Raw genomic sequence first — 20,416 nt, 5'->3', positions numbered from 1 at the left:
CAAAGGTGGAAACGGCGACGATTCCCTGCTGGGCCAGGGCGGACAGGACACGCTGTTTGGTGGCTATGGCAACGACACCCTGTTGGGCGGCGCAGACCATGACCGGCTAGTCGGCTGGGAGGGAGAGGACTCCCTGTCCGGCGAGGCTGGCAATGATACGCTCGAAGGCGAAGGGGGCGATGATACCCTGATCGGCGGCGAAGGTGCGGATCGGGCCGAGGGTGGCGACGGCAGCGACCTTCTCAAAGGTGGAAACGGCGACGATTCCCTGCTGGGCCAGGGCGGACAGGACACGCTGTTTGGTGGCTATGGCAACGACACCCTGTTGGGCGGCGCAGACCATGACCGGCTAGTCGGCTGGGAGGGCGAGGACTCCCTGTCCGGCGAGGCCGGCAATGATACGCTCTGGGGTGAGGGGGGCGATGATACCCTGTCTGGCGGTGAGGGCAACGACATCCTACGAGGTGGCCAGGGCCATGACGAGATCAGTGGCTATATTGGCACGGACCTGCTTGAGGGCGGGAACGGGCGCGACAGGCTCTATGGCGGCAACGGTAGCGACACGCTGGAGGGCGGCGACGGCGATGACTATCTGAGCGGCGGCAACGGTAGCGACACGCTGGAAGGCGGCGACGGCGATGACTCTCTGAGCGGCGGCAGCGGTAGCGACACACTGGAAGGCGGCGAGGGCAATGACTATCTGAAGGGCGGCGCGGACGACGACCTGATGCAGGGCGGTGCCGGAGAGGATTCCCTGCGGGGCGAGGTCGGCAATGATACGCTCGAGGGTGGCGCGGGCGAAGACGAGCTCAAAGGCAATGTCGGCGACGACGCGCTGAGCGGCGGCAGCGGCAATGACAGGCTCTTCGGCGGCAACGGTACGGACACGCTGCGCGGTGGCGACGATGCGGACGCGCTCTGGGGCGATGCGGATGATGACACCATCTTCGGTGGCAACGGTGAGGATACGCTGGCCGGTGGCGACGGCGCAGACGCGCTCTGGGCCGGGGCGGGCAATGACACCATCTTCGGCGGTGATGGCGATGACACGCTGCGCGGCGGCGGCGAGGATGACGCTCTGTTCGGCGGCGCGGGCGCGGATGTGCTGGATGGAGGCGCGGGCAATGACACGCTGCGCGGCGGCGCGGATGCGGATGTGCTGGTCTTCTCGACCGGCACCGACCAGGTGATCGGTTTCGAGTCGGGCGACCGGATCGACCTGAGCGGCGTGGATGCGATCAGTGATTTCGCAGACCTGCAGACCAACCACCTGTCGGGCGGCGCCGAGGCGGTGATCGACGATGGGCTGGGCAACACGATGACACTCGTGGGTGTGGCCGAGGGTGCGCTTGATGAGGGTGATTTCATCTTCTGAGCCCCCACAGCACCGGCAAACGCCGCCCGCGCGATCTGGTCGCGGGCGGCGTTTCTATATGATCGGCTGCACTTGCACGTAGAAATTCGTCCGCATCGGGATCGGCAGCTTGTCCGGGTTGATGGCCTTCAACGCCGCAACCCCCGGTGATCCGAGATATTTGCGCACCTTCTCGGTGAAATATTCGTTGACCACCGGAATGTCATAAAACCGGATCGAGAAATCATTGTCCCGCATGCGGCGCTTGAGCTGACCATAGCTGTGCAGCGCGCAATGCTGCGGAGGCTTCAGGAAATCGAACATCCGCCGCACCCCATAGCTGGTTGACCAGCGCACCATCTCGAAGGGGATGTTCGTCCATTTGTTGGGGGTCTGCAAAAGGTAGTGCCCACCGGGTTTCAGCACCCGGCGCACCTCTTTCAGATGCGCGTCGGTATCGGGGATGTGCTCGACGACATCGAAACTCAGCACAAGATCGAAACTGTCATCGCCAAAAGGCAATTCGCTGCCTTCCGCCAAACGCACATCCAGCCCGTCAGGAGCGGCATCCACGACCTCCTGAAAGGCGTCGATCGCAACCACATCATGCCCGTCCGCCTTCAATTTAAGCATCAATTGGCAGCGGCCACATCCGATTTCGAGGATACGCCGGGGGCTATCCAAAAGTCCGGTTTGGTCCAGAAACTCTATATTCGAGGTCAGGTTCCCCCAATTTATTCGCTCATCCACGAAGCACACTCCTCCATAAAAAACTTGTACAAAATCACTCAAATCCGGCAAATGGCCTATCCGCATGATGGCTGATTTTGCGCAGGCTATCCACTCCCCCGACGCCACTGGGCTGCACGGCGTGGCAAAAGGCACATGATGGCGGCGCGCATTTCCTGTTCTGGGGAGAACCGCGAGGTGAGGCATGATGGGGGCATCTGTCAGGGCTGAGACCAACCGGTGTCAAAGTAATTGACGGGTCAGATTCGGTTTTGTTTAGTCAATTTGATTTCAGGCTGCTCAAAGACAGCCGAAGGCAAAAACCATTCAAGCCATATGTTTCGGCGGTCATACAAGCGCCGGAGGGTCAGATTTGTTCCAAGGGGGATCGTGATATGACAACCTATTCCGCAACCGGCTTCACGGTATTTACCAATGCTGCAACCGACACGGATGTCGGCACCCAGACCGGGGCCAGCCTTCAACTGGTACCTACCAGCGGCACCAATTCGCTGCGCTACACGGTCCTACCGCTGGAACCGGGCGGCACCGCGCCAGACGACCTGTTCGTGGATATCGATATCGACCTGAGCCAGTTGCGCCTCAACGGTCAGAACCTCGACCCGGATGCAGACGACGGACCAGACAGCCAGATCTATCAGATCAACTGGCTAGCGCCTGGCAATGTGGCGCGCAGCACCACGATCCTGATCCTCGAGGAAGAAGGCGTAAACCACCCGACACATGGCACCGTCGATGCCGCGCATTTCTTCCGCCTTGGCGGTGATCCCCTGCCGAACCTCAACAATTTGGGGGCTTGGAACAATTTCCTGGACAATGCGCTGCAGAGCTATGACATCCCTCCCCCTTCAAGCCCTATTCCCCCCAACCAGGATATCCTGCTGAGCACGCTGAGTTTCTCCTCCAGCGAAAATGATGTCATCATCGGATCGAACGGCGCCGACGATTTCGATGGCGGCGCCGGCAATGACAGCATCGTGGGGCTCGCGGGCGATGACACGCTGAGCGGTGGTAATGGCAGTGACACGCTGCGCGGCGGCAACGGGTCGGATGAGCTTTTTGGTGGGAACGGAAACGATTATCTGAACCCCGGCAACAACAGCAATTATGACTACCTGGAGCCGGGCGCGGGCAATGACACGGTGGATTTCTCGGCCATCACGAATGCAAACAGTTTTGCCGATATCAGCATGAATGACCTCAATGCCGGGGTGGTCGCAACCATCAACGGCAACACCAATAGAGGCTTCGTCAACAAGGGCGCCAACGGCACCACCACGATCCTCAACCTGAACAATCCGCTGACCGCCAGCGAGGGCGGGCTTAACCTCATTGGCTCAGAGCACAACGACACCTTCAACATCGTGGCCGGAACCACCGGATGGATCGCGCTCTCCGGGCGCGGTGGCAATGATACATACAACATCAACTCAACGGATATATCTGGCCGGCTGGATTATCGGTCGAACGCCACCACCGGTATCGTGGCCAATCTGCAAACCGGCATCGTCTCGCAGGACGGTCATGGCGGGTCGGATACAATCAACGGTTGGGAAAACCTGAACGAAATCCGCGCCACGATGATGAATGACAGCATCCTCGGCAGCGATGGCCGCGACCGGATCATCCTGATGGCGGGCAATGACACCGCCGATGGCGGTGGCGGCTTCGACGTTCTGCGCTATGACCGCAGCCAAGTCGAGGCGGTCAATGTGAATCTGCAAACCGGCACCGCAACCGGCATCTGGCGCGGCGAGGCCTTTACCCACACGATCAGCAATTTCGAGGAAATCCGCGGCTCGCGCCAAGGCAATGACACGATCATCGGACGCAATGACACCGACGAGTACTTCGAGGGCCGTGGCGGCAATGACAGGCTCAATGGCGGCGGGGGCGACGACACGCTGCGCGGCGATGAGGGCAATGACACGCTGATCGGCGCCGGCGGTGATGATGAGCTGCACGGCGATGACGGCAACGACGTGCTGTTCGGCGGTGCCGGGTCGGACCAGTTGCGCGGCGGCGCAGGCAATGACTCCCTCCACCCCGGCAGCAATAGCGAAGGCTATGATGCGCTGCTTGCCGGGGCCGGCAATGACACCATCAACCTCTCGAGCCTGACAACTGATAGCGGCGTCGGGCTGGAGCATTGGGATATGGAGGCCGGGATCACCGTCTGGATCAACGGCGCCACAAATAACGGCTTCGTCAACAAAGGGGCAAACGGCACAACCCAGATCATCGATGTCGCCAGGGCGATCAACAACTGGGGCCTGGATGTCAGTGGCAGTTTTCACAATGACGTCTTCAACATCACACCGGGGTCGAACCCCAATGCCTTCATCGCCGTCGTCGGAGAGGGCGGCAATGATCGCTTCAACATCAATGCCGGGTCTGGACATGTCAGGCTCGATTTCCGCAGACCCGATCTCGATAATGGCATCACCGTCAATCTGGCGACCGGCATTGTCAGCGATGACGGGTATGGCGGGCAGGACACGATCAACGGGGTTGCAAATCTGGGCAGCCTGCGCGCCACGATGCTGGATGACAGCGTGCGAGGCAGCGGCGGGGATGACACGCTGATCCTGATGGCCGGCAATGACACGGTCAATGGCGCTGGCGGCTTTGATCTGCTGCGTTATGACCGGACCGGGGTCGAAGCGGTGACGCTGGATCTGAACACGGGCACCGCCACCGGCACATGGCGAGGCGAGGCGTTTACCCATACGATCAGCAATATCGAACATGTGCGCGGCTCGCGCGACGGGCATGACGACCTGACCGGCAGGGACGGCCAGAACAACCGGATCGAGGGCCGGGGTGGACGGGACACCATCGACGGTGGTGCCAATGGCAACGATACGCTGGAAGGTGGCGACGGCAATGACGACATCGCCGGGCTCAGCGGCAATGATCTGATCGATGGAGGCAATGGTCAGGACCTGCTGCAGGGCGAAGGCGGTCGTGACACGCTGGAAGGCGGTGCGGGGGCTGATACGCTGCAAGGCGGTGACGGTTGGGACCGGTTGGAAGGCGGCGACGGGATGGACCGGCTGTTTGCTGGCGACGGCGCCGATCTGCTGCGGGGCGAGGACGGCAATGACACGCTGCGCGGCGGCACCGGCAACGACACGCTCTATGGCGGCGAGGGCAACGACGTCGCCTATGGCGGCACTGGCAAGGACGTGCTCGGCGGCGGCAACGGCAATGACCGGCTGTTCGCGGGCCGGGACGATGACAAGATCACCGGCGGCGCGGGCAATGACAATCTGGGTGGCAATGACGGCAATGACTCGCTGAACGGCGGGATCGGCAACGACACCATCTTCGGTGGCAACGGCGAGGATACGCTGGGCGGCGGCGATGGCAATGATGTGCTCTCGGCCGGGGCAGATAACGACACCCTGTTCGGCGGCAATGGCGACGACACGCTAAACGGCAGCACCGGCGATGACAGTTTCTTTGCCGGCGCAGGCGCGGATGTGCTGAACGGCGGCGCGGGCAACGACACGCTGCGCGGCGGCGCGGATGCGGATGTTCTGGTCTTCTCGACCGGGGACGACCAGGTGATCGGCTTCGGGGCTGGCGACCGGATCGACCTGAGCGGCGTGGCGGCAATCACCGATTTCGCCGATCTGCAGGCCAATCACCTGTCAGGCGGCGCCGAAGCGGTGATCAGCGACGGGCTGGGCAACACGATGACGCTTGTGGGCGTGGCCGAAGGCACGCTGGATGCGGGTGACTTCATCTTCTCCTGAAGCGTCCGGAAAAATTCCGACACGAAAAGCCCGGGCCATGTGTCCGGGCTTTTCAGAGGAACAGGAAATCCCCGGACGAGAGCTGATCAGGCGCGACCCCCTCCAGCAGAATGGTGCCGAGATCGCTTGTGATCTCGGTCCCGCCATCGATCTGGCGGATGGTCAGGTCCGAAAAAGCGATCCCGCCGCCGAATTCGATCCGATCCTGCCCCGGGCTGAAATCAGTGATGTTATCCCGGCCATGGTCCCGGCCAAAAACAAAGACATCAGCTCCGGCCATACCGGTCAGCTGGTCGGCGTGACTGCCGCCGATGAGCGTATCCGCCCCGTCGCCACCGTTCAGAGTATCCCGTCCGGCCCCGCCGCCGATCCTGTCTCTGCCGTCGCCACCCCGGGCAAGATCGGCCCCGTTCATGCCCCATATCGCGTCGTCGCCTTCCCCTCCGCCCAGAGTGTCATTGCCATCGCCGCCAAGGATCACATCCTGGTTGTTGCCGCCGCCGATATTGTCATGGCCACTGCCGCCATCCAGCGTATCGTTGCCATCCCCGCCCCAGACGGCATCCGCCCCATCGGAGGCTCTGAGGTCGTCCGCCCCGCCGCCGCCGCTGATCGTATCGTCGCCCGCGCCCGCCCGGATCAGATCGCCACCGCCACCGCCGTCGACCCGGTCCGCGCCGTCCCCGGCCCCGACCAAATCCCGGCCCCAGTCGCCGAGTATGGTGTCGTCACCGCTACCGCCCCAGAGCGTGTCATCCCCCCAACCGCCATCCAGATAATCACCATCGCCGCCGCCATTCAGGACGTCAGCACCATTACCGGCCAACAATCGGTCCCGGCCCGCATCGCCGTCCAGCGTATCATTGCCTTCGCCGCCCCAGACAGTATCCGCACCCTCGCCGCCCCAGACTCTGTCCCATCCACCACCGGCGCCGATCAGGTCGTTCCCCCTCCCCCCCCGGATCACATCGCTACCGCCACCGGAAAAAACCGTATCCGCGCCATCGCCCGCTCCGATCGTATCCTGCCCCCAGTCGCCAAGGATGGTGTCGGCACCGCTACCGCCCCAGAGCGTATCATCCCCCCAACCGCCATCCAGATAGTCACCATCGCCGCCGCCATTCAGGACGTCAGCCCCTTCCCCGGCATACAACCGGTCCCGGCCAGCACCGCCATCCAGCGTATCGCTGCCATGCCCCCCCCAAACGGTATCGCTGCCTGCGGACGCGTGGATTCCGTCATTGCCACCGCCGCCCCTGATTAGGTCTGCGCCGATGCCTGCCCGAACCAGATCGCTGCCGCGTCCCGCGAATATGACATTCACGCCATCTCCGGCGTCGATTGTATCCTGTCCGTCGCCGCCAATGATGGTGTCGTTGCCGGTACCGCCCCAGATACGGTCCTGACCCAGCCCGCCATCCAGATGATCCGCCCCGGCCCTGCCCCAGACCACGTCGTCACCGGCAGCGGCGCGGATCGTATCATGACCAGTCCCACCTCCGAGCCGATCAGCTGCAGCGGACCCTAGAATCTCTCTCGGATATGGGATCGCCTCGGTCAATAGCCGGTCGGGGGTGGAAAACCGCCCCGTCGGCCAGAAATCCGACAGCTTCAGCGGCCCGCCGGTCGCGCTGGTGATGACGATCCGCGAGGTCTGGAATTCGAGCAGCGCCCCGTTCGGCAACGGGGTGACTTTCAATTGCGACGGCGACCGGAGCAGCGGGAAATGCGACAGGTCCAGCCGGTCCCGTCCCGACTGGAAATCAACGATGCGCTGGGTCACATCGCTGGGTCCGAGAACAAAGAGGTCCCCCCCTGCCCCGCCCCGCAGAACGCTTGTGCCGGACCCCGCCACCAGAATGTCATCGCCACCGCCACCGGTCACCGTGACCGACCCCGGACCGTCAGCCAGCAGCACGTCATCATCAGCGGTCCCCTGCAATTGGGGCGCTGTGCCTTCGCGAGCCAGGCCAAGCGACGCCACGCTCCAGGAAAACTGAGACAGGCCGGGCAGGCTTTCGGAGGCCACGAAGATCTGCACCTCGTCGCCAACCAGCCCGGCCCCGATGGCGGTGACGTCACCCAGACCCCGCCCCGGCGCATCAGCGATGCTTTGCAGATGCACAAGCCGTCCATTGGGCAGCAGCGAGAACACCGCCAGCCCGTCATCGCCGCCGCCGGCAAAGACCAGCACATGCTCGCCAACCGGCACCACGGACAGCGCCTGCACGCCGCCAAACCGTGTCTCGCCGGTATCGAGCAGATGATCGGCCGGGGTCAGCTGGCCATCGGCACTGACCCGAAATACGCTGAGCGTGTCACTGCCGGCTGCCGCAACAATGACCCAGTTTTCCCCATGTGCAGAGACGCTTTCCAGCGCTGTTGGTGTTGAGAACCCCACCCCGTGCACAGCTCCGGAGCGGCCTGCATCAACCATATTGCCCCCGGGGCCCGACATCCGGAAACTGACCATTTCCGAGGCGTTCCCCCCCGCTGCCGCCACCACGACCGCCCCCGCGCCAGCGGGCAAGGCGGTCACCAGCGTTCCGTCAGGCGGCTGCCAATCCGCACCGCCCCGCTGTGCAGCCCGGCCCGCTCCGGCCCCGCCGGTGTCATAAGCTTTCAGAACCCCGGCATCGCGATCGAGCGCAAAAAGATACGGCATGGAACCGCCCGCATCCCAGCTGTCGACCCCCGCGCCCGGGATCGCAACCGCGCCCTGCGCGCCGAAACCGGCATCCGGCTCCAGCGTGTAATACAGAAGATCCCCGCCTCTGCCGGTTCCAAACACCAGCACGTCCTGACCCTGCATCGTCAGCATGTCGAGCCGGGTGTCCGCCACCCCTCCGGGCAGGGTCCGGAAATCGACCGTATCCACCACCTGCGCTGCCGCATCCGGTGTCAGCGCATATGTGCTGAGCCCGCCATGTCGGCCGGTGCCTGCATAAAGCACATTGCCACCAGTTCCGGTTACCAGATGCAGGCTGCGCAGATCACCATCCAGCGCCTCCTGACCCGTGGACAACCGCCCGTCGAATTGCAGGACCATCTCCCCCGCCCCCGAAAATATCACCCGAATCCGGGATGGCAGGCCGGTCAGGCCGGCCCGGGGTCAAATTCTGTCGAAATCGGGGATATTACGTAGGAAACACTTAAAATCCGCCAGACCCCTGCGTCTGGATGCAGGCCAAATCGCCTTACCCCTCACCAAGAAAGGCGGTCAGATCTTTCTGGGTCTGCGGGTCCGACTGCCAGAGATCGTAATCGATCAGATGGCACCGGTCGGGATGCGCGTCGCGATGGCTCCGGTAAAATGTGTCGATGCTGTCCAAACGGTCCGGAGTGTTTCGGGAAGGGCCCGCCACATCCGAGTGGCGACGGGTCACGAACACGATCCGGGTATTTTCGAAATGTTCCGACAGGAAGGTCACATAGCGCTGCAACACGCCTGTATCCCGGGGTGTCAGCCCGGACCTGAACCCGGCGATCCGGGAATTTGGTTCGGGCTTGAGAACCTTCTGCGTAAAAGTTGCAGCCACGGCCCGGCCATATTCCCGCGGAAACATCTTTTCGGCACCATAGAAGCGGGCCGACGCGGCGGTCTTCTTGCCCGCCCGGCGCAGCGCGGTCATCTCGGGGTTATTTGCGATGGCATTTCTCGAACGCATCAGATGCAGAGCCGCGTCGCTGTTTTCACCGCGGATGCAAAATCCGGGCTGGTCGTTCAGGTGGGTCTGGATCGAACCGCCAGCCTCGGGGCAATAGCTGAAGACGAAGACATGCCCTTCGGGGACCGCCACCGCGGATCCGGGAGATGTTCCGGAGGCCTGCCGGACCGGGCGGAACACACGGCGGTCGGCACGCAACCGCGCCATGCCTTCGGCGTTGATCGCATCCAGCTCCGCATAAAGCTTGTAATCCTCCGCGTAGAAGGCTCGGACCTCCTCTTCCAGCCCGTCCGGCAGGCTCTGGGTTTCCCGAATCCGGCTGACATTCGCCCGCGGCAGGCCCGCAGGCATTTCGAGCTCGGCGCAGATGTCGCGGAACATGTCGTCCAGGCGATCATAGGGAATGATCACATCGGCCATGAGCTGGCTATCGCCGCCCAGAAACATGTCACGCTGCAGATGCTTGCTGCCGTTCCCGCGCAGAATGTTCCAGTCCTTGAGCGCCCAGAAATCGGCAAAGCTCATACCCTCGGGCAGCGGGCTTTCGACCTCGTTGCCAAGGCGGTAGCGATACCACGAGTTGATCCAGTCGAACGGGTCGCGCATCACGCCGAACTTGAAAAAGCTGTCGGGACCGTAGCCAGGCTGGGAAAACAGGAAATCATAGGTCGGAAATATCTCGGGCAGGCCGATATGCTTGCGCTGCGCCGAGCCGCTCCGAAAAATATCGGCATGCGGTTTGAGGACCTGTTCCAGCGAGGTTGACGCGGTCTTGGTGCTGGCCACGAACACAAACCGCTTGTCAATTCCGATCAACATTCCAAATCCGCTCCGCTCGATCCGTTTTCTGCTTCATAGCTCCCCGACCCGCGACTGAACAGCCGATAAAGACCGGGCGGGGGCAAACAGGCGAAACCAGCGACGGAGGTAAACGGAAGATGACCGTACCGTGCCCCCGGTTAGGCCCGACTTCACCGCGATCACGGCAGGCTGCGCCAGTCTATTCGGACCAAGGGGACCCTTTCATGACGCAAAATTCGTCGAATCTCGAGCTGCCATTCCTGCAACCGTCACAGGCGCAAAAACATGTCACCCATAACGAGGCGCTGCGCCGCCTCGACATCGTGGTGCAGTTGCGGTTGCAGCAAACCGGCGCGAGCGTTCCGCCGGCCCAGGCGCAGGAGGGGGATATCCATGGTCTGGGAACCGGCGCCACTGGCGCCTGGGCCGGGCAGGACGGGATGCTGGCCGCCTGGCTCGACGCGGCCTGGCACTTTGTCGCACCACAGATCGGGTGGCGGGCCTGGGACGTGGCAGATGAACAGGTGGTGATCTGGGACGGCGTGGGCTGGACCGCCCTGCAACCCGCGCTCGACGATCTTGACCGGATCGGCATCGGCACCAGTGCGGACGCCACAAACCGGCTGGCGGTCCAGTCGCCGGCGACGCTGCTCAGCCATGCGGGCCAGGGTCATCAGGTGAAGGTCAACAAGGCCTCTGATGCCGACACGGCCAGCCTGCTGTTCCAGTCCGGCTGGACCGGGCATGTGGAACTGGGGCTGGCCGGGCAGAACGCGTTTTCGGTCAAGGTCTCGGATGACGGGTCCGACTGGACCGAGGCGCTGCGCCTGGACAGCGCCACCGGCCATGCCACCGGCAGCGCCGTGCAGACGGATGTGGCCGATGCCACGCCCGGGCGGCTGCTGGCGACCGGCGCGTTTGGATTGGGCGAAACCGGAGCTGCCACACAGATCCCGGATATCGACGCAACCGACACCCCCGCAGGCGCCTACCGATATACAGGCTCTACCCCAGGGGCGGAGAACTTCCCTGCGGCGCTGCAGAGCAGCTTTGGCGTCATCCGGATCGAGCGCAGCAATACCGCGCTGCTCCGGCAGACCGCCTGGCGCAACAGTTTCGATAACGGCATCTGGACCCGGACCTTTTCCGGCGGCTCCTGGGGCAGTTGGCGGCAGATCTATGACCAGACATCAATCCTGGGCGCGGTCTCGGAAAGTGGTGGCCAGCCCACCGGGGCCGTGATCGAGCGCGGCACCTCAGCCCAGGGCGACTATGTCCGCTTTGCCGACGGCACCCAGATCTGCACCCGCTTTTTCAGCGCTGCAGCCTCAAGCCATGCCTGGAGCTTTCCTGCGACATTCATCTCGGCGGCCTCTGTCAGCCTTCAGGCCCTGGCCCGGCACGCCACGGCACCGCGCCTGGTGACCGAAGGCGGCGATCTGAGCGCGACCGGCGTGACCCTCAAGGTCTGGAACGCCGCCGGTGCCGCCGCATCGGCGCCGGTGCATGCCACGGCCACCGGGCGCTGGTTCTGAACGGCAGCCTGCCTGCGGCCTGCGAGAAAAATCCTGCACCCGCAAGGCGGGTGTCCGCCCCGGATCGGGCGACGTATTGAATTCCCCGAACCGGTCTGCGAGAACCCCCGCGACATCACTTTTCAACCATCGCGGTGCTTTTCATGAATCTACTTCTCGTCGGAGCCGGCCTGTCCGGAGCCGTGATCGGACGCAACCTGGCCGAGCAGGGCCATCGCATCACCATCCTTGACGGACGCTCCCATATCGGTGGCAATTGCCACACGGAACGGGATGCGGAAACCGGTGTGATGGTGCATGTCTACGGCCCGCACATCTTTCACACCGACGATGAAGAGGTCTGGAATTACGTCAACGCCTTCACCCGTTTCCTGCCCTACAAGAACCGGGTGAAAACCACCTCGCAGGGGGCGGTCTATTCGCTGCCGATCAACCTGCATACGATCAATCAGTTCTATGGCAAGACGCTGCGGCCGGACGAGGCGCGGGCGTTTCTGGAAACCCAGGCCGACACCTCGATCACCGACCCTCAGAGTTTCGAGGAACAGGCGCTGCGCTTTGTCGGCCCCGACCTCTACGAGGCCTTCTTCAAGGGCTATACCGAAAAGCAATGGGGCTGTTCGCCCAAAGATCTGCCCGCCGCGATCCTCAAGCGCCTGCCGGTGCGGTTCAACTATGACGACAACTATTTCTTTCACCGCTTCCAGGGCATGCCGGAAAACGGTTATACGCCCATGATAGAGGCTATTCTGGACCATCCCGGCATCACCGTACACCTGGACACGATGTTCGACCCCGATACTGCCTCCGATTATGACCACGTGTTCTATTCCGGCCCGCTGGATGGCTATTTCGACTACCGGCTGGGGCGGCTGGGCTACCGGACGCTGGATTTCGAACGCTTCAGCGGTCAGGGCGATTATCAGGGCTGCGCGGTGATGAATTACGGTGACCGCGACACGCCCTGGACCCGGATCACCGAGCACAAGCATTTCAGCCCCTGGGAAAGCCATGAGGGCACCGTCTGCTACCGCGAATATGCGCGCGAATGCAGCGCGGATGACATCCCCTATTATCCGATCCGGCTGGTTGAGGAAAAAGCGCTGCTGACCGATTACGTGGCGCTCGCCGAAGCGACGCCCGGTGTCACCTTCGTGGGCCGACTGGGCACCTATCGCTATCTCGACATGGATGTGACCATCCGCGAGGCGCTGGATACCGCGCGGGCATTTCTGGACCACACGACAGAGGGCAGCGCGATGCCAGCCTTTGTCAAATCCCCGCTCTGAAAACGCAGTGGTGTCGCGTTCAACCCGGTGAGGTCACATGAATTACAAAGACTATAGCTATCTCTTCATCGTGACCTATGGCCGGTCCGGGTCGACCTTGATGCAAAGCCTGCTGAACTCGCTGAACGGCGTGCAGATCCGCGGTGAAAACTACAACGCGCTGTTTCACCTGCACCAGACCATCCGCACCGTCAGCAAGACCAAGAGATTGTCGCGCAACAGACGGATATCGAACCCGGATGAACCCTGGTACGGGGCTGGCGATTTGCAACCGCTCATGTACCGCAACACCCTTCTCAATGCTTTCGTGAGCCATGTCCTGCGCCCGGATGACGGAAAAACGGTGCTGGGGTTCAAGGAAATCCGGCACGCGCCAACCAGCATGACCGACTTCCAGTTCACCACCTACATGGATTTCCTGCTGGAAAGTTTTCCAGACGCCAAAATCGTCTTCAACACACGCAACGTCGAGGATGTGGCCAAATCGGGGTGGTTCGCCCGGCAGGACCCGAAAAAGACCAAAGCCAAAATCCGGGCCTGCGACGACCGTTTCGCGCGGTATGACGCGTCATCGGACCGGACCATCCTGATGCATTACGACGATTACGTGGCCGACCATTCCAAGATTGCCAAGTTGTTCGCCTTTCTCGGCTATGACTATGATGCAGAGGCGGTAGCCTCGATCTTTTCCAAGCCGCTGGAACACGCCAAAGGGCCGCGCGGCCCGGCAAATCCCAGCCCATCCTAGCCCGTTGCAAGCCTCTCTCCGAGGCGGTAGGGCATGTATGCAATGGCAAAGACCGGGCTTTCGGCGCGCGATCCTGCCGCAACACAGGATGATCTGAATGACCAAAAAGGCATTGATTACCGGCGTCACCGGGCAGGATGGGTCTTATCTGGCCGAGTTCCTGCTGGAAAAGGGCTATGAGGTCCATGGCATCAAACGCCGCGCCTCGTCTTTCAACACCCAGCGGGTCGATCACATCTATGAGGACCCGCAGACCGATCACGCCAGGTTCCGCCTGCATTACGGCGATCTGAGCGACAGTTCGAACCTCACCCGCATCATGCGTGAGGTAGAACCCGACGAGGTCTATAACCTGGGCGCGCAATCCCATGTGGCGGTCAGTTTCGAGGCCCCGGAATACACCGCCGATGTGGACGCGATGGGCACGCTGCGCCTGCTGGAGGCGATCCGCTTTCTGGGGCTGGAGAATAAAACCCGCTTCTATCAGGCCTCGACTTCCGAACTGTACGGGCTGGTGCAGGAAACGCCCCAGCGCGAGACCACGCCGTTCCATCCGCGCAGCCCTTACGCGGTGGCCAAGCTTTATTCCTACTGGATCGCGGTCAATTACCGCGAGGCTTACGGCATGTATGCCTGCAACGGCATCCTGTTTAACCATGAAAGCCCGCGGCGCGGCGAAACCTTCGTGACCCGCAAGATCACCCGCGGCCTGGCCAATATCGCGCAAGGCCTCGAAGAGTGTCTCTATATGGGCAATATCGACTCTCTGCGCGACTGGGGGCATGCCAAGGATTACGTGCGTATGCAGTGGATGATGCTGCAGCAGGACAGCCCCGAAGATTTCGTCATCGCCACCGGCAAGCAATATTCCGTCCGCCAGTTCATCGCCTGGTCGGCGGCGGAACTGGGGGTGACACTGGAATTCACCGGCGAGGGCACCGACGAGATCGCCACCGTTACCGCGATCGAGGGGGACGACGCCCCTGCCCTGAACGTGGGCGACGTGATCATGCGCATCGATCCGCGCTATTTCCGCCCCGCCGAGGTGGAAACACTGCTGGGCGATCCCTCCAAGGCCAAGCAGAAGCTGGGTTGGGAGCCCGAGATCACCGTGCAGGAGATGTGCGCCGAGATGGTGCGCGAGGATCTCAAGACCGCCCGCCGCCACGCGTTGCTGAAGGAACACGGCATGGACGTGCCGGTCTCGGTCGAGGGGTAGCGCCATGAAGATCTATGTGGCCGGCCATCGCGGCATGGTGGGCGGCGCCATCTTGCGCCAGCTGCAGGCGCGTCGGGATACGGGCGAGGACCTGACCCTGATCACCCGCACCCATGCCGAACTGGACCTGACCGACAGCGCGCAGGTGCGCGAATTCTTCCGCTCAGAGCGCCCCGACCAAGTGGTGCTGGCCGCCGCAAAGGTCGGCGGGATCGTGGCCAATAACAGTTATCCGGCCGAATTCATCCATGACAATCTGATGATCCAGTGCAACGTGATCCATGCCGCTCATGAGGCGGGGGTGCAGACTTTGCTGCAACTGGGATCAAGCTGCATCTACCCCAAGCTGGCGCCGCAACCGATGAGTGAGGACGCGCTGCTGACCGGCACGCTGGAGCCCACCAACGAGCCCTATGCCATCGCCAAGATCGCCGGCATCAAGCTGTGCGAAAGCTACAACCGGCAATATGGCCGCGATTACCGCTCGGTGATGCCCACCAACCTTTACGGGCCGGGCGATAATTTCCACCCCGAGAACTCTCATGTGTTGCCCGCGCTGATCCGCCGCTTCCATGAGGCCGCCCAGAATGGCGCACAAGAGGTCGGCATCTGGGGCAGCGGCACGCCCCGCCGCGAATTTCTGCATGTGGACGACATGGCCGAGGCGTCCCTGTTCGTGCTCGACCTGCCAAAAGACGTCTATGACGCCAATACAGAGCCTATGTTGAGCCATATCAACGTGGGCACCGGCAGCGATGTCAGTATTCTGGACCTTGCAGGCATGGTGGCCCAGGTGACCGGGTTTCAGGGCCGCATCGCCACCGATCCATCGAAACCGGACGGCACCCCGCGCAAGCTGATGGATGTCTCACGCCTGAGCGATATGGGCTGGCGCGCGCGGGTCACGCTAGAGCAGGGATTGGCCGAGACCTATCGCTGGTTCCTTGCAAATCAGGACACATTCCGGCGGTAATACCCGCGACGCTTTTGGGATTTTGAGCATATGACCGACGATCTGACCCCGGATATTCATCCCCTGCTGCTTTGTGGTGGGTCGGGCACGCGGCTCTGGCCGCTGTCGCGCAAGAGCTATCCCAAGCAATTCGCCCGATTGACCGGTGCCGAAAGCTTGTTCCAGGCCTCAGCACGCAGGCTGTCGGGGCCGGGTTTTGCCGCGCCGATGGCGATCACCGGGTCCGATTTCCGCTTCATCGTCACCGAACAACTGGCCGCGGTGGAAATCGCCCCCGCCGCCATCCTGATCGAGCCTGAGGGCCGCAACACCGCCCCCGCGATCTTGGCGGCGGCATTGGCGCTTGAGGCGCGCGCGCCCGGCGCGCTGATGCTGGTGGCGCCCGCCGATCACGTGATCCCCGATGCCGCGCGGTTCCGCGACGTGGTGCAGGCAGCGGCACCGGCCGCGCAGGCAGGCCGCATCGTCACCTTCGGCATTCGCCCCGACCGGGCCGAGATCGGCTATGGCTGGCTGGAACTGTCTGATGCGCCGGATGTGGAGTTCTCTCCGGTCCCGCAAGTGCTGAAGGGGTTTGTCGAGAAGCCCGACGCCGCCACCGCGCAGGCCATGCTGGAGGGCGGGCAGCACCTGTGGAATGCCGGCATCTTCCTGTTCTCGACCACCACGCTGATCGCTGCCTTTGAAACCCACGCGCCCGAGATGCTGGCGGGCACACGCGCCGCCGTTGACGGGGCCGAGCGTGATCTGGGTTTCACCCGGCTGGCCCCCGATCCTTGGGCGGCGCTCGACGATATCTCGATCGATTATGCGGTAATGGAGAAGTCCGACAATCTGACCGTGATGCCCTATGGCGGGGCCTGGTCCGATCTGGGCGGCTGGGACGCGGTCTGGCGCGACAGCGGTCCGGATGCGGCAGGTGTTGTCACCTCGGGGCCCTCCACCGCGCTTGAATGCGAAAACACCCTGCTCAGAGCCGAATCCGAGGCGCAGGAACTGGTCGGCATCGGGCTGAGCGATGTGATCGCCGTGGCCATGCCAGACGCGGTGCTGGTGGCACACAAGGATCGCGCGCAGGAGGTCAAGCAGGCGGTCGCCGCGCTGAAGGCCAAGGGCGTGCCCCAGGCCGAAACCCTGCCGCGCGATTACCGCCCCTGGGGCTGGTATGAAAGCCTGGTGGTGGGCGAGCGGTTCCAGGTCAAGCGCATCCATGTGACCCCTGGCGCGGCGCTGAGCTTGCAGAGCCACCATCACCGCTCCGAACACTGGATCGTGGTGGAAGGCACCGCCAAGGTCACCGTGGATGACGAGGTGCGGTTGGTGACCGAGAACCAGTCGGTCTATATCCCGCTGGGCGCGGTGCACCGGATGGAAAACCCCGGCAAGGTGCCGATGGTGCTGATCGAGGTGCAGACCGGCACCTATCTGGGCGAGGATGACATCATCCGCTACGAGGATGTCTATGCGCGCACCTGACCTGCCCACCCCGTTTCCGCCCCCGCAGGATCATGGCGGAAACCACAAAACCAAATCGGAGTACGGCCCCCAATGACACTCCCCAGAATACAGGCCCCCTTTGTCATCTGGACCCTGCAGCGAACCGGCGGGACAAACTTCAACCATTGCCTCAACCACCTGTCCGACTGCCCCAGACTGCAGGACGAGGCGTTCAATCCCGGCCGGGAACAGGGCCACCTGACCGAAGCCTGGAAACGCAGCAAGGACACCGACGCGCTGCGGCGGGATATCGGAGCGGTCTGTGCCCAGCCCCATAATTTCAAACATTGCGTCGAACTGGTGCCATGGCCGGTCAATGAGGTTCTGACCGAGGTCACGCTCAGCTACGGCTACAGCCATATCTTCCTCTATCGCCGCAACCCGCTGGAACGCATCCTGTCCCGGGAATATGCCCGCAGAACCTCCACCTGGGGCCCCAGGCAGGCGCAGGCGGCCGCGGGCAAGGACATCTCGGACGCCATGGAAACGCCGCTGGACGCCGACGCCGCAATCCGCCACGAGACGATGGCGAACACCCGTCTGAACCGGGTCTGGACCGCGCTGGAAGCCGCCGGTGCCGCCCCGATCCCGATCTCGTTCGAAGAGCTTTACGCCAACGATGAAATGGTGACGCGGCAGAGCCTTGAACGGGTTTTTGCCGGACTCGGACAGGTGCTGAGCGCGGATCAGACCACCGAGATCATGGACATGGTTCGAACGCGCGGCGATCAGAAAACCCGCGACAGGTACAACCAGTTCAAGGGGGTCGGCCAGGTGAAAGAGCGGCTCGTCGAGCTCCCGTCGCTCCTGTGCAGCACCTGATCCGGCGCCGGCACTGACCTTTCATGACACCGCCGCAGATCTCTGTCATCGTACCGGTCCACAATGTGCAGGACCATATCGGTGCCTGCCTGACCAGCCTGCGCGACCAGAGCTTCACCGATTTCGAGGCGATCGTCATCGATGACGGCTCGAGTGATGACAGCCCCGACCGGCTGCGCGCCGCCATCGATGGGGATACACGGTTCCAGGTGATCCGGCAGGAAAACAGGGGGCTGTCCGGGGCCCGCAATGTGGGTCTGAACAAGGCGAAAGGCGCATTTATTGCCTTTCTCGACGGCGATGACCGCTATGCGCCCGAGTTTCTGGACCACATGCACGCCGCCCTTGTCCAAAGCGGCGCCGACTGGGTCGCCTGCGGGCTGCGCAACATGTATGCTGATGGCGGCAGCGACACCCATTCCACCATCCATGACGCGCCGGTTCTGGCCCCGGATGCCGGGCCACGCCTCTGGCCGCTGGGCACCTGGGACGAGGTGATCGCGCATTTCCCCTCGGCCTGGAACAAGCTCTATCGCCGCTCGCTGATCGAGGGGCTGCGCTATGACGAGGGCACCTGGTACGAGGATCACGCCTTTTTCCTGCGCGCGGCGGCGCGGACGCAGACGCTGCTGCATCTGCCCGAGCCGCTCTATCTGCAGACCCGCGGCCGCGCCGGACAGATCACCACCAGCGATAGCGACCAAGTCTTTGACCAGATCACGGTGCTCGACACGCTGGCCGGTCTGATGGCGGGGGCGGAAAAACCCAGCGGCACACAGGCGCTGGCCCGGCTGGCGCATCGGCTGTTTTACGAACGCGGCACCATTCTGCACGACCCCGGTCGTCGCACCCGTTTCTTGACCGCTGCCCGGGACTGGCTGGCCGCCCAGGGCCTGCCGCCCCGGCCCGGCCCCGATCTGCCCCCCGGTTGGGCGCTGGAACTGACCGGCACCTGCCCGCTCAGCGTGATCATCCCCTGGGATGGACAGGACGATCCGTTACGCGTCACCGCCGCCACACTGGCGCAGCAAAGCCAGGCCGGGTTCGAGACCCTGATCGTGGCCGATGACGCGGCCACGGCAGCACGGGGGGCGGATCTTGCCTGCGAGGCAGGGCTGCACGGCGTGCGCGGGCTGTGCAGCGACAGGCCCGGACCGGGCCCTGCCCGCAACACCGGGCTGACGCAGGCGCGCGGCGAGCTGGTGGTCTTTGCCGATGCCGGTGACAGGCTGTTACCCGACGCGCTGGCCCGCTGGACCGACAGCATGTTGCGCGAAAAGGCCGATCTTGGCCTGTCGCAATTCCGTATGGGCCGGCGGGAGGACAGCCCGGTGCATCAGGGCTTTCACGACATGGCGCTGCTGGGAACCGCCGCCCCCGAGACCGGCCCCCTGCCCCTGAATGCCGACCGGGCGCTGGCGCTGCATTGCTACCCCACCGCCAAGATCTTCCGCCGCAGCTTTCTGAACGCCCATGGCCTGCGCTTTGGCTGCGGCACACGGTCGGACTGGCAGATCGGCATCGGCGCGGCGCTGAGCGCCCGCAAAACGCTCTATTTCGCCTGGCCCGGCGCGGAAGGCGCCGAAGCCGCGGAATGCCGCCAACTCTGGACCGCTCAGGTTCCCCCTGCCACCCTGGCCCGGATGTTGGACAACGCCTGGGAAAGCTGGCCGCAGGAAATTCGGGATGCCTTGCCCAAAAATTGGGCAAAACGGCTCTATACAAGGGCTTTGTGGGAAGTTTGGAGCTTTTCCGACCTCTCTGCGAAACAGCGGAGCCGGTTCCGGTTTGAAGCAATCAGAGAACTGCGCCAGCGCCGCTGGTTGTGGCAATCCGGTCCGTTCGACCCCTATCTCTCGACTGCAATCTACGACTTGGTGACACCGTCGGCACCCCGGCCCTGATCCGCGCTGGCATCGGGCCAGATCAGCGCGACAAACGCCATTGCATCTGCCCCACGCGCCGGGCAAACACGGGGGCATAATCTCCATCATTTGCC

General features: G+C 63.2%; 13 protein-coding genes. 10 read left to right on the top strand and 3 right to left on the bottom strand.

Annotated features, from left to right (window positions below):
* On the top strand, positions 1–1,375 hold a 1,375-nt coding region (locus AB1E34_RS19730), incomplete at its 5' end, for a calcium-binding protein (protein WP_372574031.1).
* Between the two features lie 54 nt (positions 1,376–1,429).
* Here AB1E34_RS19730 and AB1E34_RS19725 read toward each other — a convergent pair.
* Positions 1,430–2,170 carry a class I SAM-dependent methyltransferase gene (locus AB1E34_RS19725; RefSeq protein ID WP_372574030.1) on the bottom strand — a complete coding sequence of 247 codons (741 nt, stop codon included), beginning with the start codon at positions 2,168–2,170 and terminating at the stop codon, positions 1,430–1,432.
* Positions 2,171–2,478: 308 nt separating this feature from the next.
* Here AB1E34_RS19725 and AB1E34_RS19720 point away from each other — a divergent pair, with 308 nt between their 5' ends.
* Positions 2,479–5,865: a calcium-binding protein gene (locus tag AB1E34_RS19720; RefSeq protein ID WP_372574029.1), complete on the top strand. Its 3,387-nt coding sequence runs from the start codon at positions 2,479–2,481 to the stop codon at positions 5,863–5,865.
* Positions 5,866–5,917: 52 nt separating this feature from the next.
* Here the strand turns inward: AB1E34_RS19720 and AB1E34_RS19715 are convergent, their stop codons facing one another.
* Positions 5,918–8,914, bottom strand: a complete 2,997-nt coding sequence (locus tag AB1E34_RS19715; RefSeq protein ID WP_372574028.1) for a calcium-binding protein — start codon at positions 8,912–8,914, stop codon at positions 5,918–5,920.
* A 148-nt stretch (positions 8,915–9,062) separates the two neighbouring features.
* Entirely contained in the window at positions 9,063–10,352 is a 1,290-nt protein-coding gene (locus AB1E34_RS19710; RefSeq protein WP_372574027.1) for a hypothetical protein, read from the bottom strand.
* A gap of 206 nt (positions 10,353–10,558) precedes the next feature.
* Here AB1E34_RS19710 and AB1E34_RS19705 point away from each other — a divergent pair, with 206 nt between their 5' ends.
* From AB1E34_RS19705 to AB1E34_RS19670, 8 genes are all read left to right on the top strand, one after another.
* Positions 10,559–11,869 carry a DUF2793 domain-containing protein gene (locus AB1E34_RS19705; RefSeq protein WP_372574026.1) on the top strand — a complete coding sequence of 437 codons (1,311 nt, stop codon included), beginning with the start codon at positions 10,559–10,561 and terminating at the stop codon, positions 11,867–11,869.
* A 143-nt stretch (positions 11,870–12,012) separates the two neighbouring features.
* Complete coding sequence (gene glf, locus AB1E34_RS19700) at positions 12,013–13,158, top strand: UDP-galactopyranose mutase (RefSeq protein ID WP_372574025.1); 1,146 nt, start codon at positions 12,013–12,015, stop codon at positions 13,156–13,158.
* Between the two features lie 37 nt (positions 13,159–13,195).
* Entirely contained in the window at positions 13,196–13,906 is a 711-nt protein-coding gene (locus AB1E34_RS19695; protein WP_372574024.1) for a sulfotransferase, read from the top strand.
* Between the two features lie 97 nt (positions 13,907–14,003).
* Positions 14,004–15,125, top strand: coding sequence for a GDP-mannose 4,6-dehydratase (gene gmd, locus AB1E34_RS19690; protein WP_372574023.1), 1,122 nt, complete (start codon positions 14,004–14,006; stop codon positions 15,123–15,125).
* Positions 15,126–15,129: 4 nt separating this feature from the next.
* Entirely contained in the window at positions 15,130–16,098 is a 969-nt protein-coding gene (gene fcl, locus AB1E34_RS19685) for a GDP-L-fucose synthase (RefSeq protein WP_372574022.1), read from the top strand.
* Positions 16,099–16,128: 30 nt separating this feature from the next.
* Positions 16,129–17,574, top strand: a complete 1,446-nt coding sequence (locus tag AB1E34_RS19680) for a mannose-1-phosphate guanylyltransferase/mannose-6-phosphate isomerase (protein WP_372574021.1) — start codon at positions 16,129–16,131, stop codon at positions 17,572–17,574.
* A 72-nt stretch (positions 17,575–17,646) separates the two neighbouring features.
* Positions 17,647–18,417, top strand: coding sequence for a hypothetical protein (locus AB1E34_RS19675; RefSeq protein WP_372574020.1), 771 nt, complete (start codon positions 17,647–17,649; stop codon positions 18,415–18,417).
* 23 nt (positions 18,418–18,440) lie between these two features.
* Entirely contained in the window at positions 18,441–20,321 is a 1,881-nt protein-coding gene (locus AB1E34_RS19670) for a glycosyltransferase family 2 protein (RefSeq protein WP_372574019.1), read from the top strand.
* Positions 20,322–20,416 lie beyond the last annotated feature (95 nt).

It is taken from the genome of Ruegeria jejuensis (assembly GCF_041537905.1).
GTDB lineage: Bacteria > Pseudomonadota > Alphaproteobacteria > Rhodobacterales > Rhodobacteraceae > Ruegeria_C.
Note: the sequence above shows the minus strand (reverse complement) of the source record. Positions and strands in the feature narration are given on the sequence as shown.

What these genes read in the sequence shown, in the direction of transcription:
- AB1E34_RS19670 (WP_372574019.1), top strand. Translation starts at nt 18,441, where the DNA reads ATGACACCGCCGCAGATCTCTGTCATCGTACCGGTCCACAATGTGCAG.
- AB1E34_RS19705 (WP_372574026.1), top strand. Translation starts at nt 10,559, where the DNA reads ATGACGCAAAATTCGTCGAATCTCGAGCTGCCATTCCTGCAACCGTCA.
- glf (WP_372574025.1), top strand. Translation starts at nt 12,013, where the DNA reads ATGAATCTACTTCTCGTCGGAGCCGGCCTGTCCGGAGCCGTGATCGGA.
- fcl (WP_372574022.1), top strand. Translation starts at nt 15,130, where the DNA reads ATGAAGATCTATGTGGCCGGCCATCGCGGCATGGTGGGCGGCGCCATC.
- AB1E34_RS19725 (WP_372574030.1), bottom strand. Translation starts at nt 2,170, where the DNA reads ATGCGGATAGGCCATTTGCCGGATTTGAGTGATTTTGTACAAGTTTTT.
- AB1E34_RS19710 (WP_372574027.1), bottom strand. Translation starts at nt 10,352, where the DNA reads ATGTTGATCGGAATTGACAAGCGGTTTGTGTTCGTGGCCAGCACCAAG.
- gmd (WP_372574023.1), top strand. Translation starts at nt 14,004, where the DNA reads ATGACCAAAAAGGCATTGATTACCGGCGTCACCGGGCAGGATGGGTCT.
- AB1E34_RS19695 (WP_372574024.1), top strand. Translation starts at nt 13,196, where the DNA reads ATGAATTACAAAGACTATAGCTATCTCTTCATCGTGACCTATGGCCGG.
- AB1E34_RS19680 (WP_372574021.1), top strand. Translation starts at nt 16,129, where the DNA reads ATGACCGACGATCTGACCCCGGATATTCATCCCCTGCTGCTTTGTGGT.
- AB1E34_RS19675 (WP_372574020.1), top strand. Translation starts at nt 17,647, where the DNA reads ATGACACTCCCCAGAATACAGGCCCCCTTTGTCATCTGGACCCTGCAG.
- AB1E34_RS19720 (WP_372574029.1), top strand. Translation starts at nt 2,479, where the DNA reads ATGACAACCTATTCCGCAACCGGCTTCACGGTATTTACCAATGCTGCA.
- AB1E34_RS19715 (WP_372574028.1), bottom strand. Translation starts at nt 8,914, where the DNA reads ATGGTCCTGCAATTCGACGGGCGGTTGTCCACGGGTCAGGAGGCGCTG.